This is a genomic window from Paraburkholderia yinzeri, assembly GCF_046581065.1.
Classification (GTDB): Bacteria; Pseudomonadota; Gammaproteobacteria; order Burkholderiales; family Burkholderiaceae; genus Paraburkholderia.
In genome coordinates this window covers 892,891-917,042 of record NZ_JBFOCJ010000003.1, presented here as the reverse complement: position 1 = coordinate 917,042, position 24,152 = coordinate 892,891, and the positions used below count along the sequence as shown (strand labels likewise).

The 24,152-nt window shown below is 65.3% G+C and carries 17 protein-coding genes; 9 read left to right on the top strand and 8 right to left on the bottom strand.

The annotated features are described in order from the left end of the window. Positions 1 to 50 precede the first annotated feature (50 nt). Complete coding sequence (locus tag WJ542_RS30910; RefSeq protein ID WP_411193336.1) at positions 51 to 320, top strand: ribbon-helix-helix domain-containing protein; 270 nt, start codon at positions 51 to 53, stop codon at positions 318 to 320. Then, entirely contained in the window at positions 317 to 670 is a 354-nt protein-coding gene (locus WJ542_RS30905) for a type II toxin-antitoxin system RelE/ParE family toxin (protein ID WP_411193335.1), read from the top strand. Before WJ542_RS30910 ends, WJ542_RS30905 begins: the two co-directional genes overlap by 4 nt. Positions 671 to 759: 89 nt before the next feature. Here the strand turns inward: WJ542_RS30905 and WJ542_RS30900 are convergent, their stop codons facing one another. The 5 genes from WJ542_RS30900 to WJ542_RS30880 all read right to left on the bottom strand — a co-directional run bounded on the left by WJ542_RS30900 (position 760) and on the right by WJ542_RS30880 (position 12,302). Next, positions 760 to 2,352, bottom strand: coding sequence for an efflux transporter outer membrane subunit (locus tag WJ542_RS30900; RefSeq protein WP_411193334.1), 1,593 nt, complete (start codon positions 2,350 to 2,352; stop codon positions 760 to 762). Beyond that, positions 2,349 to 5,663 carry an efflux RND transporter permease subunit gene (locus WJ542_RS30895; protein WP_411193333.1) on the bottom strand — a complete coding sequence of 1,105 codons (3,315 nt, stop codon included), beginning with the start codon at positions 5,661 to 5,663 and terminating at the stop codon, positions 2,349 to 2,351. Before WJ542_RS30895 ends, WJ542_RS30900 begins: the two co-directional genes overlap by 4 nt. After that, positions 5,660 to 8,824 (bottom strand): efflux RND transporter permease subunit, encoded by a 3,165-nt coding sequence (locus tag WJ542_RS30890; protein ID WP_411193332.1) that lies wholly within the window; start codon positions 8,822 to 8,824, stop codon positions 5,660 to 5,662. The genes WJ542_RS30895 and WJ542_RS30890 overlap by 4 nt, the downstream gene beginning before the upstream one ends. 18 nt (positions 8,825 to 8,842) lie before the next feature. Beyond that, positions 8,843 to 10,213, bottom strand: coding sequence for an efflux RND transporter periplasmic adaptor subunit (locus tag WJ542_RS30885; protein WP_411193577.1), 1,371 nt, complete (start codon positions 10,211 to 10,213; stop codon positions 8,843 to 8,845). Between the two features lie 448 nt (positions 10,214 to 10,661). After that, on the bottom strand, positions 10,662 to 12,302 hold the full coding sequence (locus WJ542_RS30880) for an acyl-CoA synthetase (protein ID WP_411193331.1): 1,641 nt from the start codon (positions 12,300 to 12,302) through the stop codon (positions 10,662 to 10,664). A gap of 521 nt (positions 12,303 to 12,823) precedes the next feature. Here WJ542_RS30880 and WJ542_RS30875 point away from each other — a divergent pair. Further along, entirely contained in the window at positions 12,824 to 13,657 is an 834-nt protein-coding gene (locus tag WJ542_RS30875; RefSeq protein ID WP_411193330.1) for a transporter family protein, read from the top strand. A gap of 31 nt (positions 13,658 to 13,688) precedes the next feature. On the opposite strand, the gene WJ542_RS30870 is transcribed toward WJ542_RS30875, so the two are convergent. Beyond that, complete coding sequence (locus tag WJ542_RS30870; RefSeq protein ID WP_411193329.1) at positions 13,689 to 14,207, bottom strand: hypothetical protein; 519 nt, start codon at positions 14,205 to 14,207, stop codon at positions 13,689 to 13,691. A gap of 250 nt (positions 14,208 to 14,457) precedes the next feature. Here WJ542_RS30870 and WJ542_RS30865 point away from each other — a divergent pair, with 250 nt between their 5' ends. Next, on the top strand, positions 14,458 to 14,829 hold the full coding sequence (locus tag WJ542_RS30865; RefSeq protein WP_411193328.1) for a response regulator transcription factor: 372 nt from the start codon (positions 14,458 to 14,460) through the stop codon (positions 14,827 to 14,829). Positions 14,830 to 14,883: 54 nt separating this feature from the next. Here the strand turns inward: WJ542_RS30865 and WJ542_RS30860 are convergent, their stop codons facing one another. Then, positions 14,884 to 16,296 carry a DUF2252 domain-containing protein gene (locus WJ542_RS30860; protein ID WP_411193327.1) on the bottom strand — a complete coding sequence of 471 codons (1,413 nt, stop codon included), beginning with the start codon at positions 16,294 to 16,296 and terminating at the stop codon, positions 14,884 to 14,886. Positions 16,297 to 16,684: 388 nt separating this feature from the next. Here WJ542_RS30860 and WJ542_RS30855 point away from each other — a divergent pair, with 388 nt between their 5' ends. After that, on the top strand, positions 16,685 to 17,299 hold the full coding sequence (locus tag WJ542_RS30855) for a response regulator transcription factor (RefSeq protein ID WP_411193326.1): 615 nt from the start codon (positions 16,685 to 16,687) through the stop codon (positions 17,297 to 17,299). Between the two features lie 286 nt (positions 17,300 to 17,585). Further along, positions 17,586 to 19,535: an ATP-binding protein gene (locus WJ542_RS30850; RefSeq protein ID WP_411193325.1), complete on the top strand. Its 1,950-nt coding sequence runs from the start codon at positions 17,586 to 17,588 to the stop codon at positions 19,533 to 19,535. Here the strand turns inward: WJ542_RS30850 and WJ542_RS30845 are convergent. Beyond that, positions 19,532 to 20,245, bottom strand: coding sequence for a TetR/AcrR family transcriptional regulator (locus tag WJ542_RS30845; protein ID WP_411193324.1), 714 nt, complete (start codon positions 20,243 to 20,245; stop codon positions 19,532 to 19,534). The genes WJ542_RS30850 and WJ542_RS30845 overlap by 4 nt on opposite strands. Positions 20,246 to 20,396: 151 nt before the next feature. On the opposite strand from WJ542_RS30845, the gene WJ542_RS30840 reads away from it, so the two are divergent. The 3 genes from WJ542_RS30840 to WJ542_RS30830 all read left to right on the top strand — a co-directional run bounded on the left by WJ542_RS30840 (position 20,397) and on the right by WJ542_RS30830 (position 24,149). Continuing rightward, entirely contained in the window at positions 20,397 to 21,308 is a 912-nt protein-coding gene (locus WJ542_RS30840; RefSeq protein WP_411193323.1) for a TauD/TfdA dioxygenase family protein, read from the top strand. Positions 21,309 to 21,350: 42 nt separating this feature from the next. Beyond that, positions 21,351 to 22,787, top strand: a complete 1,437-nt coding sequence (locus WJ542_RS30835) for an aldehyde dehydrogenase family protein (protein WP_411193322.1) — start codon at positions 21,351 to 21,353, stop codon at positions 22,785 to 22,787. Positions 22,788 to 22,862: 75 nt separating this feature from the next. After that, complete coding sequence (locus WJ542_RS30830) at positions 22,863 to 24,149, top strand: MFS transporter (protein ID WP_411193321.1); 1,287 nt, start codon at positions 22,863 to 22,865, stop codon at positions 24,147 to 24,149. Positions 24,150 to 24,152: the final 3 nt, after the last annotated feature.

Here is a 24,152-nt window from a genome sequence, read left to right as displayed (position 1 = left end):
AATGCGTTTAGTGCGACAATTTTGCTGTGAAATTGTCAGCGAGGTTCGCTATGACTGAGCGTATCAATGCCCGTTTATCTCAGCCTCTGGCAGAGTTTGTAAGCCGCATGGTGGGCGAGAATGGCCTGTATGAAACACCGAGCGAATACGTGCGCGATCTGATCCGCCGTGATATGGAGAAGCGCGAAGGGCAGTTTCTGCAAGAGGCCATCGCCGCAGGTTATCGCGATCTCGCCGCAGGCCGTACCTTTGCATCGACGGGTGACTTCAAGGCTGATATGGCCCTGCTGGACCGCAAGGAGGCTGAGGGCTGGCAATGACGGAGTCTGCCGCCCAGTTATTTCTGACCCGCAACGCCGCTCTCGAACTACGCAGAATTCATGCGCGCTCGAGCCGTGAGTGGGGCGAGATGGTGGCCGACCGCTATCTTGCTGACCTGTACTCGGCCATGCAACGGGCAGCCGCCAAACCGGAAAAGGGGCGTTTGCGCCAGTTGCGCCCCGCACCTTTCCTCATGGTGCCTGCACGACAGCATTTCGTGATCTACGATATCGTGCCGAATGGCATTGCCGTGCTGACGGTCCAGCATCAGGTGCGCGACATTGAAAGCCTGATCGCTGAATTCACGCCGTCATTCCTGGCGGAAGTCGACCGACTGAAGCGACGATGAATCAGTGCCTTTGATACTCGTATAAAGCGGACAAAAGAATGCCGCTGGACCTCGCGGTGCAGCGGCTTTTTTTGCAGCCTGGCGTCCCATCAAGGACTCGTCGCCCCCGTCTGCATGCGGCTTGCCTCTTGCGCGGCGGCGCCCGCGGGTGCGCTGGCCGCGGCGTTTGCGTTCGGATCGGCACGGTCGGGACGAAGCGGTTCGTGCATCACGCCGGTCCAGCCGCCGCCCAGGTCGCCAATCAGCGAAATCGAGTCGAGCAGCCGCGACTGCTGCACGCTCAGCGCCGATTGCTGATCGGTCAACTGCGTCGCCTGCGCTGTCGCGACGGTCGTGTAGTCGACGGTGCCCGCTTCGTATTCGTTCTGTGCGATCTCCGTGCCGTGAATGGCGTCGCGCACGGCGGCGTCCAACGCTTCGGACTGCTGCGCAAGGATGCGCAGGCCGGAAAGATCGTTTTCCACGTTCTGGAACGCGGAGAGCACCGTGCCGCGATAGTTGGCGACGGTCGCGTCGTAGCTCGCGCGCGCGGCGGCCACTTCGCCGCTGCGCTCGCCGCCGTCGAAGATCGTTTCCGAGGCGCTCGCGCCGAGCGACCACACGTAATTGCTGATGTGCAGGAGCCCCGAGAGCGGCGACTGCGTGAAGCCGTCGAGCGCGGAGAGCGAGATCGACGGATAGTAGGCCGCTACCGCCACGCCGATCGCCGCATTCGCGGAGGCCATCTGCCGCTCGGCGGTGGCGACGTCCGGACGCCGCTGCAGGATCGTGGAAGGCACGCCCGCCGGGATCGCCGGCAGCGTCGGCAGTCGCTCGCTGTGCGGGATGTCCATGTCCTCGGGATTGCGGCCGACCAGCACGGCGATCGCGTGCTCGTATTGCGCGCGCGAGACGCCGAGCGCGATCAGGCTGGCCTGCGCGCTTTCCAGTTGCGTGCGCGCCGAAACGAGGTCGGACGGCGCGACGGTACCTGCCTGATCCTGGTCGGCCACGACGCGCAGGAAGTTCTTGTACGCCTCGACCGTGTGCGTGAGCAGGTCGATGTCGGCGTCGGTCGTGCGCAGGTCGATTACGGCGTTGGCAAGGGCGATCTGCTCGGAGAGCGTGGCGTTGGCGAGCGTCGCTTCGCTGGCCTGGGCTGTCGCCGAACTTTCTTCCACCTGGCGCCGCACCTGGCCCCAGACGTCCAGATCCCAACTGGCGCTCCCTTCGAGCGTGCCGGCATTGACGACGCGCGCACCCGTGTTGAAGCCGCTCACGCCGCTGACCGATCCCGTGGACGCGCGCTCGCGCGTAGCGGAGCCGTTGATGCCGAGCGTCGGGAAGAGGCTCGCGCGAGCCACGCGCACTTCGGCCAGCGCCTCCTGGTAGTTCGCGTAGTCCTGCTTCACGGTCTGGTTCGAGACCGCGACGAGCGGTTCCAGCTCGTCGAGCATCGGGTCGTTGAACGTCGTCCACCAGTCGCCCTTCGGGCCTTCGGCATTGGGCTCGGCCTGGGTCCAGCCGGGCAGTTCCTTCCACGTCGCGGGCACGGCGACCTGCGGGCGATGATAGTCGGGGCCGACCATGCAGCCGCTCGCGAACAGCGTGACCGATGCGGCGAGGGCGAGAGGAAGGAGGCGCAACGCGGGGCGTGCGCGAGGAAAGGCGGGGATTGTCCGCATGCGGGATGTCTTCATCATGATGCGCTCTCATCGGCCTGGCGGTTCCAGGGCAGGTTTCGCGCCCAGCGCGCGAGCCGCGCGCGCAGGCCGTCGAGGAACAGGTAAATCACGGGCGTGGTGTACAGCGTAAAGATCTGGGAGAGGAGCAGGCCGCCCATCACGGTCACGCCCAGCGGCTGGCGCAGCGAGGCGCCCTGGCCGAGGGCGAGCACGAGCGGCACGGCGCCGAGCACGGCGGCGGCGGTGGTCATCATGATCGGGCGCAGCCGCACCACGGCCGCCTGGTGGATGGCGTGGCGCGCGTCCATGTTCTCGTGGCGCTGGAGCTGGATGGCCACGTCCACCATCATGATGCCGTTCTTCTTGACGATACCGATCAGCAGGATGATGCCGATCATCGCGATCACCGAGAACGGCGTGCCGAAAATCAGCATCGCGAGCACGGCGCCAATGCCGGCCGAAGGCAGCGTCGAAAGGATCGTGAGCGGGTGGATGGTGTTCTCGTAGAGCACGCCCAGCACGATGTACACCACGACGAGCGCCGCGAGGATCAGGAGCGGCACGGTGCCCATCGACTGCGCATAGGCCTGCGCCGCGCCCGCGAACGAGCCGTGCACCGCCGCGGGCATGCCGATGTCGCGCTGGGCTTTCTCGATGGTCGCGGCCGCTGCGCTGAGCGACCCGCCGGCGGGCAGGTTGAACGAGATCGTGCCGGCCACCATGCCGCTCTGGTGATTCACCTGGGTGGCGGTGTGGCCCGTCGTCCAGTTCATCATCGCGAGGAGCGGCACCATGGTTTCGGCTGCGGTGCTGTCCGCACTGCCGCTCGAGCTGCCGCCCTTGCTGTTCGAGATGCTGTTGGTGAGCTGGTTGGCCTCGGCGTTCGCGTTCAGCGAGTTCGTGCTGCTCGACGTGCTCGACGTCGAGCTGACCGCCACCGGCGTGGTGACGCCCGTGACGAGGCTGCCCGACATCTGCGTCTGGTTCGTGCCGCTCGCGTTGCCGGCCGCCGCGGAGAGCCAGATCTGGTTGAACGACTGCGGGTACTGCCAGTACTGCGGTGCGACTTCCATCACGACGAAGTACTGGTTGAGCGGGTTGTAGATCGTCGAGACAGTCCGCTGGCCGAAGGCGTCGTAGAGCACGCTGTCGATCTGGTTCGGATCGAAGCTGTAGCGCTTGGCCGTCGTGCGGCTCAGCGTGACGTAGGTCTGCAGACCGTTCTGCTGGAGGTCCGAGTTCACGTCGGTCAACTGGCCGCGATACTTGCCCAGCTCGGTGACGAGCTTCGGCACCCACGTGAAGAGCGCGTCGGCGTCCTCGCTCGTGAGCGTGTACTGGTATTCCGCGGCCGACTGCCGCCCGCCGATACGCAGATCCTGCTGTGCCTGCAGGAAGAGGCGCGCGCCGGAGACGGCATTGAGCTTGGGCCTCAGGCGGTTGACGACCTCGGTGGCCGAAAGGCGGCGTTCCGCGAGCGGCTTGAGCTCGACGAACACGTTCGCCGTATTGAGCGCCCGCCCGCCCGTGAAGCCCGCCACCGAGGCGACGGCCGGATCCTTCTGCACGATGGCCTGCAACTGGGCGAGCTTCTTCTCCATCGCCGTGAACGAGATGCTCTGGTCGGCGATGATCTGGCCGATCAGGATGCCCGTGTCCTGCTCCGGGAAGAACGTGGCAGGCAGGAGCCTTGCGAGGAACACGTTGCCGAACAGCAGCGCGAACAGCACGAGAATGACGAGCCCCTTGTGATTGAGCGCGACGTCGAGCGAACGCGAGTAGGCGTTCTTGAAGCGCTCGAACTGCGACTCGATCCACACGGCCCAGCGCGCCGACGATTGCGTGCCCTGTCCGCGCGAGAGCACGTAGGCGCACATCGTGGGCGTGATCGTGAGCGAGACCACGAGCGAGATGAGGATCGCGATGGACAGCGTGACCGCGAATTCGTGGAAGAGCAGGCCGACGATGCCGGGCATCAACAGGATCGGCAGGAACACGGCAATGAGCGAGAGGCTCATCGACACCACGGTGAAGCCCACTTCGCCGGCTCCGCGTATTGCGGCATCCTGCGGGTCCATGCCGGCCTCGATGTGGCGCACGATGTTTTCGAGCACGACCACGGCGTCGTCGACCACGAAACCCGTGCCGATGGTGAGCGCCATCAGCGAGAGATTGTCGATGCTGTAGCCCATCAGATACATCGGCCCGAAGGTGCCGACGATCGAGAGCGGCAGCGCGACGGCCGGAATCAGCGTGGCGCGCGGCGAGAGCAGGAACACGAACACCACGCCGATCACGAGCAGGACCGCGATGAACAGCGTGCGCTCGGTATCGTCCACCGAAGACTTCACCGACTCGGAACGGTCGATTGCGACATGCACCTTGATCGACGAGGGCAGGGCGGCTTCGATGGACGGCAGCCGGTCCTTGATCTGCTGCACGGTCTGCACGATGTTGCTGCTCGGCATCGGGTAGACGATCACGAGCACGGCGGACTTGCCGTTGTAGAGACCCGCGTTGCGGATGTTCTCGTTCGAGTCGAGCACCTGGGCCACGTCGCGCAGCAGGACGGCCGCGCCGTTGCGGTAGGCCACCACGATGTCGCGGTACGGCGCGGCCTTGGTGATCTGGTCGTTCGAGATCACCTCGTAGCGCTGCTCGCCCTGATCGATGTGGCCTTTCGCGCTGTCCGCGTTGGCCGCACCGATGGCCGCGCGCACGTCTTCCAGACCGATGCCGTAGTTGTTGAGCTTGCCCGGCTGCAGTTCCACGCGCACCGAAGGCAGCGCGCCGCCGCCGAGCGTGATTTCGCCCACGCCGTCGACCTGGGAGAGCTGCTGCTGGATGACCGAATCGGCGGAGTCGTAGAGCTGCGCCTTCGTGAGCGTGTCCGAGGTCAGCGCGAGCACCATGATCGGCGAGCTCGCCGGGTTGTACTGGCGGTACGTGGGGTTGCTGCGCAGCGTCGTGGGCAGGTCGGCGCGCGCGGCCTGGATCGCCGCTTCCACGTCGCGCGCGGCGCCGTTGATGTCGCGGTTCAGGCCGAACTGGATCACGATCATCGACGAACCCACCGAGTTGGTCGACGTGAGCTCGTTGACGTCCGCGATCGTACCGAGCCGCCGCTCGAGCGGCTCGGCCACGGTCGACGCCATGATCTCGGGGCTCGCGCCTGCCATGGTCGCCTGGACGACGATCACCGGAAAGGCGATGTTGGGCAGCGGAGCGACCGGCAACTGGAAGAACGCCAGGATGCCCGAGATCAGGATCGCGACCGCGAGGAGCGAGGTCGCGACCGGCCGCCGGATGAAGAGCGCCGAAAGATTCACGAGGTGCCCTCGGGTGCGTTCGGCGTGCCTTCGCCCTTGCCGGGGCCGCCCTCGTCATCGCCCGGGTGCGGCTGGCCGTGGCTCGGCTTGCGGCCGAAGCGTTGCGCGAGACGGTCGAAGAACAGATAGATCACGGGCGTCGTGAAGAGCGTGAGCACCTGGGAAAGCGTGAGGCCGCCGATGATCGCGAGCCCCAGCGGGCGGCGCAGCTCCGAGCCGGTGCCGGAGCCGAGCAGCATCGGCAGCGCGCCGAGCATGGCCGCGAGCGTCGTCATCAGGATCGGGCGGAAGCGCAGGAGCGACGCCTCGAAGATCGCCTCGCGCGGCGGCTTGCCGTGCACGCGCTCGGCCTCCAGCGCGAAGTCCACCATCATGATCGCGTTCTTCTTGACGATGCCGATCAGGAGCACGATGCCGATGATGCCGATCACGTCGAGGTCGCTGCCCGCGATCATCAGCGCGACCAGCGCGCCGATGCCGGCGGAGGGCAGCGTCGAGAGGATCGTCACCGGATGCACGTAGCTCTCGTACAGCACGCCGAGCACGATGTAGACGGCCACGAGCGCCGCGACCAGCAGGTACACCTCGCTCGAGAGCGAGTCCTCGAACGCGGCGGCCGCGCCCTGGAACGACGAGGTGATCGACGGCGGCAGCTTGATCGCGGCCTCGGCCTTGCGGATGTCGCTCACGGCGGCGGAGAGCGAGGCGTCCTTCGCGAGGTTGAACGAGATCGTGACCGCCGGGAACTGCGCGAGATGGCTGATCATCAGCGGCGAGTGCGTGATGCGGATGGTCGCGATGCCCTTGAGCGGCACCTGGCCCGAACTGCTCGTCTGGCTCGGCAGATAGATGTCGCCGATCGAATCGACGGTCGGTATGGTCTCGGGCTTGGCGACGAGAATCACGCGGTACTGGTCCGACTGCTCGAAGATCGTCGAGACGATGCGCTGGCCGAGCGCGTCGTAGAGCGCGTTGTCGATGGTCGCCGCCGTGATGCCGTAGCGCGCCGCGAGCTGGCGGTTCACTTCGACGTCCACGGAAAGGCCGTCGGAGTTCAGATCGCTCGTGACGTCCGTGATCGACGGGATCTGCTTCATGCGCGCGATGAGCGCGGGCACGTACTGGTTGAACGCGTCCTGGTTCGGTCCGCGCAGCACGAAGTTGTACTGGTTGCGCGAGATCGTCGTGTCGAGCGTGAGATCCTGCTCGGGCTGCACGTAGAGCCGGATGCCCGCCACCTTCGCCGTTTCCTGCTGGATGCGCCGCGCGATTTCCTCGGCGGTTTCGGAGCGGTCGTCGCGCGGCTTCAGGTTGATCAGGAAGCGGCCGTTGTTGAGCGTGTTGTTCACGCCGTCGATGCCCACGTACGAGGTCAGCGAGACGACGTCCGGATCCTTGAGGATCGCTTCGGCGAGATCGGACTGGTGCCGCACCATGGCCGAGTACGACACCGAGTTGTCGGCCACGCTGATGCCCTGGATCACGCCCACGTCCTGCACGGGGAAGAGACCCTTCGGGATCACGACGTAGAGCACGAGCGTCAGCACGATCGTGCCCAGCGCCACGAACAGCGTGAGCGTCTGGTGGTCGAGCACCCACCTCAGGCCCCGCTCGTAGGCGGCGAGCGTTCGATCGAAGATGCCTTCGCTGATGCGCTCGAAGCGGCTGGGATGGCGTTCGGCCTGGGCGCGCAGGATCCGCGCGCACATCATGGGCACGACCGTGAGCGAGACGACCGCGGAGAGCACGATGGTCACCGCGAGCGTCACGGCGAACTCGCTGAAGAGCCGGCCGATCACGCCACCCATGAAGAGCAGCGGGATCAGCACGGCGATGAGCGAAATCGTCAGCGAGAGAATCGTGAAGCCGATCTGGCCGGCGCCCTTCAAGGCGGCCTGCAGCGGTTTTTCTCCCTCCTCGAGGTAGCGCACGATGTTCTCGATCATCACGATCGAGTCGTCCACCACGAAGCCCGTGGCGATGATGAGCGCCATGAGCGAGAGGTTGTCGATCGAGTAATTGAGCTCGTACATGAGCGCGAGCGTGCCGATCAGCGAGACCGGCACCGAGATGCTCGGGATGATGGTGGCCGGCACGTTGCGCAGGAACACGAAGATCACCGCGACCACGAGCGCGACGGCGAGCACGAGTTCGAACGCCGCGTCCTTCACCGAAGCCTGGATCACGCCCACGCTGTTCGACACGACCGTGACCTGCATGCCGGCCGGCAGCGTCGCTTCGAGCTGCGGCAACTGCTTCATGATCTGGTTGACCGTGGCGATCACGTTCGCACCAGGCTGCCGTTGCACGTTCAGCACGATCGCGGGCGCGTGGTTGTACCAGGCGCCGCGTTCCACGTCCTGCGCCGCGGAACTCACGTGCGCGACGTCGCGCATGAACACCAGCGCACCGTTCTGATACGCGATCACGGTGTTCAGGTAGTCGTTCGGATCCGAGATCTGGTCGTTCGAATTGATCGTGTAGTCGAGGTCGGGGCCGTCGAAGTTGCCCTTCGGCTGGCTCACGTTCACGTTGGCGAGCAGCGTGCGCAGGTCGTCGAGATTCAGGCCGTAGGCGGCCAGCTTCTGCGGATCGGCTTCCACGCGCACGGCCGGCACGTTGCCGCCCGCCGTGGTGACGAGGCCCACACCCTGCACTTCGGAGATCTTCGTGGCGAGGCGGTTGTTGGCCGCGTCCTGCAACTGCGTGAGCGACATCGACTTCGACGTGACCGCGAGCGTGAGGATCGGCTGGTCCGCCGGGTTGACCTTCGCATACGTTGGCGGGGCGGGCAGGCCGCTCGGCAGGTAGCTGTTGGCCGCGTTGATGGCTTGCTGGACGTTCTGCTCGGCAACGTCGAGGTTCAGCGAGAGGTCGAACTGCAGCGTGATGATCGACGCGCCCTCCGAGCTGTACGAGACCATCTGCTGGAGGCCCGGGATCTCGCCCAACTGCACCTCCAGCGGGGCGGTGACCGTGGTGGCCATCACGTCCGGGCTCGCGCCCGGGTAGAAGGTCTGCACCTGGATGGTCGGATAGTCGACCGAAGGCAGCGACGAGACCGGCAGGAACTTCATCGCGACAAGGCCGACCAGCACCATCGCGATCATCAGCAGCGAGGTCGCGACCGGCCTAAGAATGAACAGGCGGGAAATATTCATCGGCACCGGGTCCGCAGCTTACGAGGCCTGCGACGCCGCAGGCGCGCCCGAGGCATTCGACGCGCCGTGCGCGTGGTGGCCGTGGTGCGCGTGCGTGCCGCTTGCGCCCGAGGCGGCGGCTGTGCCGCCGGCGTCCGCGCTCGATTCGTCGTCGCCCGCGGCGCTCGCGCCGCTTGTCCCGCTCGCACCGCTTGCCGCCGCGGGGCGGCCGGTCGACGGGCGGATCTTCGCGCCGTCCGAGAGGCGATCGAGACCGTCGGTCACCACCCGCTGGCCGGCCGCAAGACCCGAGGCGATGACCGTGTTCTTGCCGTCGCTCGGCCCGAGCGTGACCTTGTGGACCGAGACCGTATTGTCGTCGTTCACGAGATAGACATAGTCGCCGGGCGCGCCGGTCTGCACGGCCGGCGTGGGCACGAGCACGGCGTTCTGCAGCGTGTCCACCAGCAGCTTCACGTTCACGAACTCATTGGGGTAGAGCGATTCGTCGTCGTTGGGCAGCTTCGCGCGCAGCGTGACCGTGCCGGTGGCCGTGGCCATCTGGTTGCTGATCGCGTAGAGCGCGCCGGTGGCGAGCTGCTTCGAGTTGTCGCTGCTGTAGATCGTGACGGGCAGCGTTGCGCCCGTGCCGAAACGCTGCATCACGTTGTCAAGCAGGTTCTGCGGCACCGGGAATTCGACGGTGGTGGGTTTCATCTGCGTGATGACGGCGATGCCGGGCGAGCTCGACGCGGTCACGTAGTTGCCCGGATCGACGAGCTGCAGGCCAATGCGGCCCGAGACCGGCGCCGTGATGTGGCAATAGATGAGGTCGAGCTCGTACTGGGCGATGTTCGCCTTGTCGGACTTCACGGCCGCTTCGTCCTGCTGGACGAGGAACTGCTGGTCGGTAAAGGTCTGCTCGGCGATCGACTTGCGTTCGTTGAGGATCGCGTAGCGCGCGAGGTCGGCGCGCGCCTGGGCCAGCGACGCCGTGTCTTTGGCGAGTTGCGCTTCCGCCTGCTCCTTGCTGATCTCGTACTGGCGCGGGTCGATCTGCGCGAGGAACTGGCCTTTCTCGACATCCTGGCCTTCGTGATAGCCCACGGCCGTGAGATAGCCGCTCAACTGCGGCAGGACCGTGACCGTGGCGAGCGGCGTGATCGTGCCGAGCGCGGTGATCGTTTCCGGCATCGTGCCGAGCGCGGCCGTGGCCACCGTCACCACCTGGGCACTGGCGGCGCGCTCGGGCTTCTTGCCGCGCAGCAGATGCAGGACGACGAGCGCCACCAGCACGATCACGATGAGCGCGAGCACGATCGGGCCGCGGCGCCTGCGCGGCGGCTGGCCTTGCGGCGGCGTGGAGGGAGCATTGGGCGGCGTGGCCGAGGTGTTCGACGTATTCGACATATTCGACGTGTTTGACGTATTGGGCGTCTGGGGCTGGTTGGGCGCGTCGCTCACGCTTGCCTCCGCGGGTCAACGGTCAGTAAACGGTCATGGTGTGCCTCGACGCACGAGCCGCCTGCCTTGGCGAGCTGTGCGCAGGCTTCAGGCGCGGTACTTGCCGGCCGCATCGTTTCGATGTGCGGCCGGAGGCGGTCGGATCGCGGCATACGCATTCTCATGGTTGTTATGCCGTTCGCGCACAGCAAGCCAGGCTGCGCGTAGACGGCCAAGTGTGCAAGTCTAACCAGGTCCGATGCCGATTTCGAAACGTTAGGTATATGAAAGGTTTTGTTGCGTTACAGGAAGCCTTTCCTGACATGTTTGGTTACGTTTCGGAACAAAACTGACACAAAGCTGGCAGGCGTGTCAGCAAGCGCTCGCGGCGCTGCCGTGACGCTTCGGAGAATGGCTAGGAGGCCGATGGATCGGCGAGGCGGTCACGCAAGCTCCGGCGCATCACTTTGCCGGTGGCCGTGAGCGGCAGGCTCTCGACGAAGTGGATCCGGCGCGGGTATTCGTGCGCGGCGAGACGCGTGCGCACGTGCTGCTGGATCTCGCGCACGAGCGCCTCGTCGCCGGTATGGCCTGCGTTGAGGACAACGAAAGCCACCACGACCTCCGTGCGCGCCGCGTCCGGCGCGCCGACCACTGCCGCCATGCAGACGGCCGGGTGCTTCATGAGCGTGTCTTCGATCGCGCCCGGGCCGATGCGGTAGCCGGCGCTCGTAATGACGTCGTCGTCGCGGCCGACGAAGCGGAAGTAGCCCGCTGCGTCGCGGGTGCCCTGGTCGCCGGTCAGGAGCCAGCGCCCACGGAATTTTTCGCGCGTGGCGGCCTCGTTGCGCCAGTAGCCGAGGAACATGACCGGGTCGGGCGCGCCGACGGCAATGTTGCCGATTGTCTCGTCAGGCAGGACGCGGCCCGCGTCGTCGACGATGGCGACGTCGTGACCCGGCGCCGCACGCCCGATCGCGCCGGGCACGGGGTCGAAGAGCGCCGCGCACGAGGCGAGCACGACATTGCACTCGGTTTGGCCGTAGAACTCGTTGATGGTTACGCCGAGCGCGCTGCGGCCCCACGCAATCAGTTCGGCGCCCAGCGACTCGCCGCCGCTCGCCACGGAAGAAAGGGTAAGGTTCCAGCGCTTGGGGCGCTCGACCGCGCGCATCATTTTGAGCGCCGTGGGCGGCAGGAAGGTGTGCGTGACGCCGTGGCGCGCCATCAGGTCGAACGCCGCTTCGCCGTCGAACTTCGCGAAGCGCCGCGCGAGCACCGGCACGCCGTGATGCCAGGAAGGCAGCAGCACGTCGAAGAGGCCGCCGATCCAGGCCCAGTCGGCGGGCGTCCACATGAGCCGCGCGCCGCGCGCAAAGCCCTGCTGCGAAACCTCGACGCCCGGCAGGTGGCCCAGCAGCACGCGGTGGGCGTGCAGCGCCCCCTTCGACTTGCCCGTTGTGCCCGAGGTGTAGATGATGATGGCCGGATCGTCGGCGCCGGTATCGACGGGCGCGAAATCGGGCGAGGCGGCGTTCAGGTCGGTCCAGAACGCGTGCGTGCCGGGCGGCGGAACCTCGGTCCCGGCGTCGGCGAGCCAGACGTCGCGCAGAGCGGGAAGCGCCGCGCGAATTTCGGCGAGCTTGCCGAGGCCCGGGGTATCGGTGATGAGCGCGACGGCGCCGCTGTCGCCGAGGCGGTGTTCGATGGCATCGACACCAAACAGCGCAAAGAGCGGCACGGCCACGAGGCCCGCCTTGTAGATCGCGAGATGGGCGATGGCCGTTTCGGGCGCCTGCGGCAGGAACACCGCCACGCGGTCGCCGCGCTGGGCGCCGCGTGCGAGCAGCACGTTGGCGAAGCGGTCGGAGAGCGCCTTCAGTTCGTCGAACGTGTAGCGCGTGACCTGCCCCCCGGCGTCTTCGAAGATCAGCGCGAGCCGGCCGCTGCCGTCGGCCCACTTGTCGCACGCATCCACGCCGATGTTGTAGCGCTCGGGAATCCGCCATTCGAATGCCCGCGTGACGCTGTCCCAGCTTTGGCCTTCCAGATCCATGCCTGCTCCGCTTCCATGAACGCGCTGGCGAGCCGCCGCGCCAATGGGTGACCGATGGTCACCGAGTCGGCATCCAATATAGCGCAGCGAGCCCGGGGCGGTTTCGGTGCGTCCGTCCGGCGGGAAAGATTACCGCGGCGGAGAGGTCCGTGCCCGGATGTTGGCGTGCTTCACGGTTTCCGGTGACGAGCAAAAAAATAGCCCGCGCAGGCGGGCTGAGGTTTAAGGAGACCTGACGAGGGCACGGGGAAGCCCTCGAAGCCACTGTAGCGCGTGTCATTCCCTTGCGCACCTATCCAATCGGAGAGGCGACGCGCCGCACGTTGCGCGAAGCTTGCCCGAAAGGGCAGATGGCTTGCCCCTATTCCCTATGGCGCCGGATACGCGCGTGAAAAACAATCGCGTGTGGGTGTTGCCGGCCTGGCATTGGCAAAGATAGGGCATGTGAATGACATGCAAGCGGCATGCGCGGGCATCGAATGCCTCTGCCAACCGTATGCCCGGCGCGCGGGAGGGGAGGCATGGCACTTTTTCGGGTGGTATGCGCCGCAGGGCTTGCGTTGCTCCTTGTTACGGCCGTCACGCCGGCGCGTGCGGACGACGATGCCGACAATAACGGCGGCAGCAACGGGCAGGACCTGACGAAGCCGCTCACCCGCCTCGACCTGCGCTACCAGTACCAGACGAGCGGCCAGGACAGGGACCAGGCCACGGACACCCTCAAGATCCGCGTGGACAGGCCGTTTGAGTTCGGCTCCGGCTGGAGCGCTTCGCTGCGGGCCGACTTGCCCTTGGCGCTCACGAACGTAACCAGTTCGAGCAATCCCGGCGGGAACTATCAGTTCGGGCTGGGAGACCTTCTGACACAGGCGGTGCTGATCAAGACCGTGAGCCGCGATTTTGCCTGGGCGGTGGGCACGCAGCTCATTTTTCCGACTGCTTCGACCGACGCCATGGGCGGCGGCGAATACCGCGTGGTCCCGACGCTGGGCGCACGCTGGAACCCTCCCGGTTTCGGCGACGAAAACTGGCTGGAGGGCATCGTGCGCTACGACATCTCGTACGCGGGCGATCCGGGCCGGGCAACGAAGCGCGAATTGCAGCTTCAGCCGATGGTGAATGTCGCCTTGTGGCAGGGCTGGTACTTCGATCTCTATCCTTCCAGCGACATTCGTTATGACGCCGCCGCGGTGCGCTCCGGCGACACGGGACGATGGTTCGTGCCGTTCGACTTTCTCGTAGGCGACAAGATCAGTCGCAAACTGCTCGTGTCGCTCGAAATCAGCGTTCCGGTTGTCAAGGAGTACCACGTTTACAGCTTCAAGAGCGAAGCGAGGGTGGGATTCTTCTTTTGAGTAAAACGGCGCAACGCATTTCCGGCGCGGCCTAGGCGGCGGTCGAACGCGGCGGGAGCGGCCCGAAGAACATCTTCTTGAGCCGGTCTTTTCCCAGCGCCCGCGCAAGCTCCGCGATCACGCAGTAGTTGAAGATCAGCGTCACGAGGAGGATCTGGATCGCCCAGAAGCGCGGCCAACTGATCTGGGTGAGCAACTCGTGGTTCGCCGCGGCAAGACTGGGCGCTTCTTTCCAGTAGTCGTAGAGCCGCTCCAGAACATGGATGACGAGTGCAACGAGTGCATACATCAGTGTCTTCCAGGACACGTTCCAGACGAGCGGCTTTTCCGGAAAACGGTTGATGAAAGGCAGCATGTCCGCTATCAGCACGGACTTGCCGAGAATGAGCGAGGAGATCAGCACCGAAGCCGAAGCGGGCAGCGGAATGCCGGTTTCCTTGAGCATCAGGGAGCGGATCAGCGCCACGATGTGAAGAATGACGAAGAAGAAGATCGTAGGCGGCAGGACCTTCTTGAATTCCTCTTTAAGCTTGCCGAACAGCGAGCGCATGGTGCCCTCCGGTCATGGCCGATGCCTCCGGGTTTCGGGCTTGCGCGCCGTCGCTGGAGGTGGCCGTCTCTTCCTGACAGGCGCCGCAACAGGGCGCGGCGCACGTGCTCTGAATAATGTAATGGCCGTTCGGGGGAAAGGGAAGATTTCCGGCCGCTCTTGCCCCAAAGGGAAACGGAATTGCCCCGAGTCCCTATGGTGCTGCGCGTGTGCCTGGACAAGACTCGCCGAATGGCTGGGCGGGCAGGCTATGGACGATCAGCGGCAACTCATCGTGATACTGGAGGACGATGCCGGCTTGCGGCGCGCGGTCGAGCGGCTGCTGCGGCTATCGGGCTTTCGCACGCGATCGTTTCGTAGCGCGGAAGAGGCCAGTGTCGTCGAATGTTCCGGCGCCGCCTGCTGTCTCGTCATCGACGTGCAGTTGCCGGGCATGTCGGGGCCGGCGTTTTACGGCACGTTGCGTTCGCCGCGGCCGCCTGCCGTATTCATGACGGCCTACGACGGGCCGCGCACGCGGCGCGCCGTGGAAAACACCGGCGCGCGCACGCTGCTGATCAAGCCGTTTCTCGGCGAGGCGCTGATCGATTCGATTGGCAAGGCCATCGCGGACCGGTCGTGAGCGAAGCCGCAGCGGGTTGCCGAAGCTGCGCGTGCGCAGCCGGGTAGCCCGCTATCAGACGCGGAAATCCGCGGCCATATCTTCGTCGCTGCGCGCTTCGAGCTTGCCGGAACGGCATGCGTGCATGAACGTGTCGTAGTCCTTTTCGTTCTGCGCAGCGCAGGCGAAGGCATATTCCGTGAGCGCCTCCGCGAACCGGTCGCCATTGCCCAGATAGGCGGAGATCTCGACGGCCTTGCCGCTTGCTTTCGCGTGGGCGCGCGCGAGCGCCCAGCCGCACAGCCGCGCGTAGCCCTGCAGGACGGTGTTGCTCATGCGCTCGACCTCCGCGGAGATCTTCATGTCGCGCAACTGGCGGAAATAGAAATTCCGCTTCGCCGGCCCCGTCGTCCAGCCGAGAAACGCGTCGCTGGCTGCCTGGAGCAGGCGCTGTCCGGCAACGACACGCTGGCCTTGATGCGCCGGACCGTCGGCTGGGAAGTAGTGGGCGATGACCGATTCGCGCGCCTCCTTGACCTGCAGGAAGAGCGGCTTGCCGTGACTGTCGATGAACAGGAGCACGAGACAGAACGTCCCCACGCTGCCCACCCCGACGACCTTGAACGCCACGTCCTGAAGCTCGAACTGGCCGATGAGCGCGCGGCGCTCGGGAGACAGCGTGCCGAGATAGGCCTCGAACGCGACGGCGAGCTTGCTTTTCCACGCTTCCGTGTTGGACCACGCTTCGTCCTTGCCGAGCAGCGAACTGGCGCCCCCGGGATGAAAGAGCGCCGGTGGAGCGTCCTGGATTACCCAGTGGCCGTCGCGTTGTACAGTCATCTTTCCCAGCATGCTTTCGTTGGTCCGCGTCGCGGCTTTTTCCTTCGCTTTGGCGATGGCGCGCCGTCCTTCGTCGGTCGTGGCGCTTTCCATCATGCGCTCGAAGGTCACGACTTCGTGCCACAGATCGAGCGTGCTGTAGCCGGAGTATTCGCGCATGCGGTCGCAGTATTCGTGCACGGCGGTCGCCACGAAGTCGCCTGTCGGCCCGCGTGCAATGCCCATATGCTCGCCGGCAATCGCGAGGCTCGCCGTGAGCCGTTTCAGATCCCACTCCCACGGGCCGGTCGCGACTTCGTCGAAGTCGTTGAGATCGAACACCAGTTGCCGCTCGGGGGTGGCGAAGCCGCCGAAATTCATGAGGTGGGCGTCGCCGCAGATGGGAAAGGCGATCCCCGTGTTGACGGTATCGGCCAGATCGTGGGCCTGGAGAATCGCGCTGCCGCGAAAGAAGGTAAAGGGCGAAACGGACATGCGCCCATAGCGCAGCGGTATCAGCGCCGCCACGCGGCCCGCGCTGTTCTGCTGCAGCAATTCGACCGGATCGCGGTCGGTATTGCCCACGTTTGCGTGCAGGGAGCGCTTCGCATGCTCCCGCGCTTCGCGGCCGATCGACTGCCGCTCGGCCAAAGTTTGCAGTTCTGCCATGTGCGCACTCCTCTGTGTTCGAGAGCGTTGACGCGCGAGCGGTGTGGGGATGCCTTGCAGCATGTTCGGCATCCGGGATGCGCGGAATGCGCGAAGGCCGGTGCGATTCAGTCTAGCATCGAATTCCTTCGCTGTACTGGAGGATGCGGGAGCGCGCATTGAAGCCGCAATCGAAGCCGCAATCAAAACTGCAATCGCGCGGAGACGGCAAGGGGCCATGGAGGCATGACATGGCGGCACTCCCGACACGCAAAATGCAAAATTACCTGATATAAATGCAAAACAGCGGGGTGAATTACGGGTCGATAAAACGTTATCTTACGACTCGTGCGCTGTCGTCTGAAATGACGGCAGCGTCCGGATTGGTCGCATGGAACTGGAGAGAGCCGTGATCGAACATCAGAATGCGGTGATTCACGTCATAGACGACGATGCCGAGATGCGAACGGCATTGAAACGTCTTCTCCACGGCGCGGGCTATAACGTGCGCGATTATGCTTCGGCCGGCGAATATCTTGTTAGCGAACCTGATGCGCGCGCCGGGTGCCTGTTGCTCGATCTGGAACTGGGTGGCCCGAGCGGGCTGGAACTGCAACAGGCATTGCTGCGTCGTCCGCAGCCATTGCCCGTCGTCTTCATGAGCGCCTATGGCGACGTCCCCAGAACGGTCAAGGCCATGAAAGCGGGGGCGGTCGATTTTCTGGTGAAACCGTTCGACCGGCATGCCCTGTTCGACGCCCTGGATGCGGCATTCGGCTCAGCCGGGAGGCAAGCCGCTGCACCGGATACGAAACTTCCCGTCGATCTTGGCGAGCGCGAGCAGGCCGTGTTGCGCGGCGTTGTCGCCGGGTTGCGCAACAAGCAGATTGCCGCGCAACTCGGGCTCTCCGAACGCACGATAAAAAGCTGCCGTGCCGGACTGATGCGCAAATTCGAGGCAACGTCGCTTGCGGAATTGCTGCGCCGGGCCGAATGGCTGGCGAATGCTCCTCTCATGCAGTAGGGTTGATCCGGCGAGCCGGTGAAGATCGACGAAACGCATTATTCGGTAAAAGCATCATTCCAGCGGCATGGCGCGCGTTGATGATTGGCTTATGCATTTCAATGCGTGGTCCGAAAGGGGCGAATGCGTGCCGATACGGCCTATGCCAGTCATTCCACGGATAAAACGATGGCTATCCGCTTTATCGATCAGGCTGCCCTGGCGTCGCGGGGAGAGGGATAAGTGCAAATATCCCGCTGGCATTATTCAATTGCACATATCGGCGCAATGGCTGTCGAAGCCTGATATGCGCCGTGTCCCGGCGGGAATGGTCGCAAGCGCGATTCGTCTCGGGCTTTTCCTGTTCTGTCTGGCCAGTACGGCGGGGAGTTTCGCGGGCGAACCGGCACGCGTGCTTCTGCTGACGGGAGCCGATCCCAGTCAGCCGGCGGCTTTCGTGCAGATCCGCGCGATTCGCAGCGTTCTGGACGAACAGATGCCGTATGCCACGGAGGTCTTTCTCGATTCCATCGACGGATTCCGCTTTGGAGACGAGCATCTGACGCCCGAATTTCTCGCGTTGATGGAGAAGAAGTACCAGGGACAGCACATCGACCTCATCATCGTGCTCGGCGATCACGCGGCCGACTTTGCGTTGCAGTACCACACGGCACTCTGGCCCGGCATACCGGTCTTGCTGTCGAGCGTGGCGCAGGGCTGGATGGCCGGGCATGTGTTGCCTCCTGGTTTTGCTGCGTTGCCGTTCCGGATCGAGGTCGAGAAGACGCTCGCGATTGTCGAAGCGCTTCAGCCTCAGGCACGGCGTCTCGTCGTCGTGGGCGGCTCGACCGACGCGGATACGGAACTCGTGAATCGTGTCGTCAATGCGGTGCGCCGCGAGCCTGGACGCTGGACGTCGGTGCAAACCTGGGAAGGGCTTGCCCCTGACGAACTGCAAAGGCGGCTGGCGGGACTCGACAGGAACGACGCGGTGATCTACACGACGATGTACCGGGATCACGCAGGCCACCGCTATTTCCCCTATCAGTTGCTCAAGCCTATGGTCGAGGCGAGCCGTGCGCCCATCTACGGCTGGTATTCCACGTATGTGGAAGGCGGTATCACCGCCGGGGCGGTCTATGATCTCACCGGGAACGGCGTCAACACGGGCAAGGCGGCCGTGGCGATCCTGCAAAACGGTGGAAAAAGCGGCGGCAAATTCGAGGGTGTCGATCTTCCGGCCATACCGGCCCATTGCGTGGCGAATGTCACCGAGCTCGAACGCTTCGGCCTCCCGGTGTCGCGCTTGCCCGAGGATTGCGAGCTCGTTAATTTTCCGCCGTCGATCTTTCGCGAGTATCGCGGCACCATGTTGACGCTGCTGGGCGTGCTGCTTGCCCAGTCGGCCACCATCGTCGCGTTGCTGGCGCAGCGGCGGCAGCGCCGCCGGGCCGAAGCCGAGGTCGCCGAGCGCGGCAACGAACTCGCGCGTGCCGCCCGCTTTGCGGCGGCCGGAGAACTCAGTGCTTCGATTGCGCACGAGGTCGGGCAGCCGCTGGGCGCGATCCTGAGCAATGCGGATGCGGCCGAATTGCTCGTGGCGTCGCCGCACATGGACGTGGCCGAGCTACAGGAGATTCTCTCCGACGTGAAGCGCGACGCATTGCGGGCGAACGATGTCGTGCAGCGTCTGCGTGCATTGCTCCAGAAGCAGCGCGTCGTCTTTTCGCCGGTCGGGCTCGATGCGACGCTCAAGGAGTCGCTGTCGCTCGTCGCGCCCGAAGCGAGGCGGCGCGGGATTGCTATCGATGTGCAATTCGGCGCAGGCGACCTCGAAGTGATGGGCGACCCTATCCAGCTTCAGCAGGTATTGCTCAATCTGGCGGTCAATGCCATGGACGCCATGCGACAGTCGGCGCCGGAAGATCGCGTGCTTAGTATCGTGACGCGAGGGGCGGGCGAAAGTGTCGAAATCGTCGTCGCGGATCGCGGCAGCGGTTTTCGCGCCGCATCCGCCCAGCAGCTCTTCGAACCGTTCTATACGACCAAGCCGCACGGCATGGGGCTGGGCCTGTCCATCGTGCGTTCGATTGTCGAAGCGCACCACGGACGCGTGGCCGCCTCGTTGCGCGATGGCGGCGGCGCCGAGGTCACGGTCTGGTTGCCGCTTTCGCACGTGCGCCATGACGTGCACGCCCAGACCGCACCGCCGGTTTCCGCCGCCCGATTGTCGAACGTGCACACGGATTCGGGCTAGGCCCTCGGGCGCGAAGTGGCTTGTCTTGCCGTCCCGGCCGTGCAGGCCGTGACGTAAAGCGCAAGCATGTCGCCGAGCGCTTCGGTCATGGCTTCGTCGGCGAGACCGAGCGGCCCGGGATCGTTGAGGGCCGCGTTGATCATCGTGGCAATCACGGTCTGGAACGCAACCATCAGGCGTTCGCTTGCATGCTTGCTGCGGCGCAGTTCGGGCAGGCGTGTCATATGCGCCGTGACATCTTCGACAAAGCCGCGCGCGTACTCCTTGAAAGGCCGCCAACCGTCCGACGTGTGATCGCGCCGCTGCAGCGAAGCACGGATGACCCCGCAATGGCGCAGATGCCAGAGCCGCATCGCGTCGACCACGGCGCGTGCGGACACGGCCAGTGTCAGCGGTTCGACTTCGCCGCGCGCCAACGTCTCGACCAGTCCCTGCTGAATTCGTTGCGCATCGTCGAGCGCCAGCCTCTGCAACGCGAGAAAGAACGCGTCCTTGCTCTCGAAGCGGCGATAGAAGGCCCCCTTCGTGAGGCTCGCTTCGGCACACAGATCGTTGATGCTCAGCGCTTCGTAGCTGATATCGACGAGCAGGACTCGCCCGGCCTCCAGCAAGGCGTCCGCTGAGCGCTGGCCGCTGCGGTAGCGCGGCGCGACAAATCCGTCCCCGCTTTCGAGCGATCCGGAAAGCGGTTTTTCGATGGGGTTCGGCATGGGAAAACCCTTGGTTGACCGACCAAATGATACCCGATAGCATCTTTTTAAACGATACCCGTCGGTATCTTTTTCGTCGGTATCTTTTGATTGACGGCCTTGAGTCTGCATCTCTCGACGGCCGACGATTCGGATCACTATGGAGACAGTCATGCAAGCAGGCGAGCACACCATTGCCGCAAGCCCCGCGATCGTTCGGCCGGGCGCTCTCAAAACGTCGTTCAGCATCGAGCCGCTCGCACCAGCGATCGGCGCGGAAATCGGCAATATCGATCTCGCCGCGCCGCTCGACAGCGACCAGTACGCGGCGCTGCGTGCCGCGCTGCTCAAGCACAAGCTGCTGGTGTTCCGCGATCAGGACATCACGGCGGAGCAGCAAGTCGCGCTGGCGCGGCGTTTTGGCGAGCTCGAAGTACACCCGGTATTTCCGCATCATCCCGATCATCCGGAACTGGTGGTGCTGGGCGGCGACCACCAGATTCCCGGGCGCGAAAACGTCTATCACTCGGACGTGAGCTGGCGCGCGCGTCCCTCGATGGGTTCGATGCTGCGGTGTATCGAATGCCCGAAGGTCGGCGGGGACACGATCTGGGTGAACATGGCCGAGGCGTACGCAAGGCTGCCGGAAGCGACGCGCAACGCGCTCGACGGTCTCTATGCGGTGCACGATCTGCTGCCGGCGTTCGGTACGCGCATGACGGCGGAGGAACGCGAAAAGCGGCGCGCGGCGTTCCCGCCCGTGATGCATCCGGTGGCGCGCACGCACCCGGAGACGGGCGAGCGCGTGCTCTACGTGAACGAGGCGTTCACCACGCATCTGGCGAACTACATGGAGAAGAACGAGGTGCGCTTCGGCTTCGACTTCCGTCTCGCCGAAATGGATCTGCTGCAGTACCTCTATCGCCAGGCGGCCGTGCCCGAGTATCAGGTGCGCCTCAAGTGGCGGCCGAACACGATTGCGTTCTGGGACAACCGCTCGACGCAACACTACGCTATTCAGGACTACTTCCCGGCACGCCGGCGCATGCTGCGCGCCACGATCATCGGCGACCTGCCGGCGTAAAGATCGTCCCTTCCTCGAAAAAGCGCTCCACAGACGAACCTCATGAAGCTGACCGATCAGGCCGTGTGCGACAGGGCCGGCCACGACGTCGATCCCGCCGTCGCACGATTTTACGCGTTGCGCGCGGCGTTCCACGCGGCACCTTATCCCGCGTACGCGGCCCGGCGCGAGGCGTTGCGCCGTCTGCGCGAAGCATTGCGCAGGCATGCGCCGGCCTGCGCCGCCGCGGCGGCTGCCGACTTCGGCGTGCGTGCCGCCGATGAGACGATGCTCGTCGATCTGCTCCCGTCGCTGCTCCATATCGACCATCTGCTGCGGCATTTGCGGCACTGGATGCGGCCATCCCGCCGCCGGCCGGAGCTGCTGTTCAGCACGAATCGAGCGGCGGTGCGGTATCAGCCGAAGGGTGTGGTCGGAATCGTCGTGCCGTGGAACTTTCCGTTCTATCTGGCGCTCGGACCGCTCGCCACCGCACTGGCCGCAGGCAATCGCTGCCTGATCAAGACGTCCGAGTCCGCGCCCGAATCGTCGCGTGCGCTCCGCCGCTTGCTTGCCGATGCGCTGGACGAGGATGCGGTTGGCGTGGTCGAGGGCGACGCCGAGTGCGCGAAGCGCTTTTGCGCGCTGCCGTTCGATCACCTTGTCTTTACCGGTTCGCCCGCGGTCGGGCGCCAGGTCATGCGGGCCGCCGCGGACAATCTCACGCCCGTTACGCTCGAACTGGGCGGCAAGTCGCCCGCGATCGTTTCGCGATCGGCGGACCTGGCGCGTGCGGCCCGTCGCATCGTGCATGGCAAGACCGTGAACGCCGGCCAGGTTTGCGTGGCGCCGGACTATGCGCTGGTGCCGCGCGAACACGCGCAAGCGTTCGTCGCGGCAGCCGCGAGCGCCTTCGAACGGTTCACGGGCGAGGGCGCCGGCTATACGTCGATGATCGACGCGCGGGCCCATGCCCGCATGCTCGATCTGCTCGACGACGCCCGCGCGCTGGGCGCGACAGTCACGGTGTGCGGATCGTACCGGGGCGAGGGCCGGCAGTTGCCGCTGCACGTCGTCACGGGCGTTCGGCCGCAAATGCGCATTGCCCGCGAGGAGATTTTCGGACCGCTCCTGCCCATAGTCGAATACGACACCTTCGACGAGGTCATCTTCCGGGTGCGCAGCGGCGAGCGCCCGCTCGCGTTGTACTGGTTCGGGACGGACGACGGCGAGCGCGAACGGGTCCTGCGAGAAACACACGCAGGCGGCGTGACGCTCAACGACTGGGGCTGGCACGCCATGAACCATGCGCTGCCGTTCGGCGGAACGGGCATGTCGGGCATGGGCAACTACCACGGGGAAGAGGGGTTTCGCGAGCTTTCGCATGCGAAAGCGGTATTTGCCGAACACCGCTGGTTTCCCGTCGAATTGTTTCATCCACCCTATGGTGGTGCCGTGCAGCGCGCCGTACTGCGCTGGTACTTCGGCACGCGCTCCTGAGCCGGATAGCCGGCACCGGAAACCGCGCGAGACGGCTTCGGCCATGTCCGCGCCCTGATTCGGAAGACTTCCCGCATGCAACCCACCTATCGCCCGGCGCGCGCCTGGTTCATGGCGGCCATGTTGTTTCTGCTGGTCGCAATCAACTTCGTCGACAAGGTCGTGCTCGGTCTCGTGGCCGCGCCGCTCATGAAAGAACTGGGGCTTTCGCCGGCCCAGTATGGCCTCGTTGCCGGCAGCTTCTTCTTTCTGTTCGCCGTGACGGGCGTGGCGGGAGGCTTCCTCTCGAACCGGCTGCCCACGCGCTGGCTGCTGCTCGTGATGGCGCTGCTCTGGGCCGTCGTGCAGTTGCCTGTTGCATACAGCTCGTCGCTCGGGATGCTGATTGCCTGCCGCGTGCTACTCGGCGCGGGCGAGGGCCCCGCGCAGCCGATTGCGATTCACGCCTGCTACAAGTGGTTTCCCGACGAACGGCGCAATCTGCCTGTCTCCGTGTTCCAGCAAGGCGGCGTGTTCGGCATGATCGTGGCGGGCATCGCCGTGCCCTGGATCGATGCCACCTGGGGCTGGCGTACTAATTTCGTTGTCCTTGCCGTGCTCGGGCTGGCGTGGGCAGCGCTGTGGCTCGCGGTGGGGCGTGAGGGTCCGCTCGATGCGCATGCAACGAAAGTCTGCGCGCCGCAAGAGCCCGCAGGCACCGTCGCGCGCATTGGCTACCGCGCGTTGCTGACCGACCGTACGGTGGTCTGCATCATTGCCTTGCACTTCGCGGCCTTCCTGACACTGGCGCTCGTGCTCACGTGGCTGCCGGCTTATCTGAGCGAGGGCCTGGGCTTCGGGCCGCGTCGCGCAGGCCAGATGTTCGCGGCGGTGCTGGTCGCCACCGCGCCCGTGGGGCTCGTGCTCTCCGCCTGGTCGCAGCGGCTGATGAAACGCGGCGTGCCCTCGCGGCTCGCACGCGGCGCCTTCGTCTGCGCGTGTCTTGCGGTGGGCGGCGTGCTGCTCGTCGTGGCGGTGGTCGGCAATTTCGGGCCGGCTCTCAAGGTCGTGCTGATCGCGCTTGCCATTTCGACGACGCCGATCATCTACTCGCTCGGCCCCGCGATGGTTGCGCAGATCGCACCGCCCGAGCAGCGCGGCGCCGCGCTCGCGATCGAGTATTCGATCGCCTGGATCGCGGGCATAGTCGCGCCGCCGGCCGTGGGCTGGATGATACGCGCCGCGCACAACAACGTTGCGGCGGGCTTCGAGCAAGGTCTGTTGCTGACGGGCGCCGTGCTCGTGGTGCTTGGCGTGGGCGGCCTCAAGGTGCTCAATCCCGAACGCTCGCTCGAACGACTGGCGCGGCGCGCGGCGGCGTGAAGC

What these genes read in the sequence shown, in the direction of transcription:
- WJ542_RS30910 (WP_411193336.1), top strand. Translation starts at nt 51, where the DNA reads ATGACTGAGCGTATCAATGCCCGTTTATCTCAGCCTCTGGCAGAGTTT.
- WJ542_RS30905 (WP_411193335.1), top strand. Translation starts at nt 317, where the DNA reads ATGACGGAGTCTGCCGCCCAGTTATTTCTGACCCGCAACGCCGCTCTC.
- WJ542_RS30900 (WP_411193334.1), bottom strand. Translation starts at nt 2,352, where the DNA reads ATGATGAAGACATCCCGCATGCGGACAATCCCCGCCTTTCCTCGCGCA.
- WJ542_RS30890 (WP_411193332.1), bottom strand. Translation starts at nt 8,824, where the DNA reads ATGAATATTTCCCGCCTGTTCATTCTTAGGCCGGTCGCGACCTCGCTG.
- WJ542_RS30885 (WP_411193577.1), bottom strand. Translation starts at nt 10,213, where the DNA reads ATGTCGAATACGTCGAACACCTCGGCCACGCCGCCCAATGCTCCCTCC.
- WJ542_RS30880 (WP_411193331.1), bottom strand. Translation starts at nt 12,302, where the DNA reads ATGGATCTGGAAGGCCAAAGCTGGGACAGCGTCACGCGGGCATTCGAA.
- WJ542_RS30875 (WP_411193330.1), top strand. Translation starts at nt 12,824, where the DNA reads ATGGCACTTTTTCGGGTGGTATGCGCCGCAGGGCTTGCGTTGCTCCTT.
- WJ542_RS30870 (WP_411193329.1), bottom strand. Translation starts at nt 14,207, where the DNA reads ATGCGCTCGCTGTTCGGCAAGCTTAAAGAGGAATTCAAGAAGGTCCTG.
- WJ542_RS30865 (WP_411193328.1), top strand. Translation starts at nt 14,458, where the DNA reads ATGGACGATCAGCGGCAACTCATCGTGATACTGGAGGACGATGCCGGC.
- WJ542_RS30860 (WP_411193327.1), bottom strand. Translation starts at nt 16,296, where the DNA reads ATGGCAGAACTGCAAACTTTGGCCGAGCGGCAGTCGATCGGCCGCGAA.
- WJ542_RS30850 (WP_411193325.1), top strand. Translation starts at nt 17,586, where the DNA reads ATGCGCCGTGTCCCGGCGGGAATGGTCGCAAGCGCGATTCGTCTCGGG.
- WJ542_RS30845 (WP_411193324.1), bottom strand. Translation starts at nt 20,245, where the DNA reads ATGCCGAACCCCATCGAAAAACCGCTTTCCGGATCGCTCGAAAGCGGG.
- WJ542_RS30840 (WP_411193323.1), top strand. Translation starts at nt 20,397, where the DNA reads ATGCAAGCAGGCGAGCACACCATTGCCGCAAGCCCCGCGATCGTTCGG.
- WJ542_RS30835 (WP_411193322.1), top strand. Translation starts at nt 21,351, where the DNA reads ATGAAGCTGACCGATCAGGCCGTGTGCGACAGGGCCGGCCACGACGTC.
- WJ542_RS30830 (WP_411193321.1), top strand. Translation starts at nt 22,863, where the DNA reads ATGCAACCCACCTATCGCCCGGCGCGCGCCTGGTTCATGGCGGCCATG.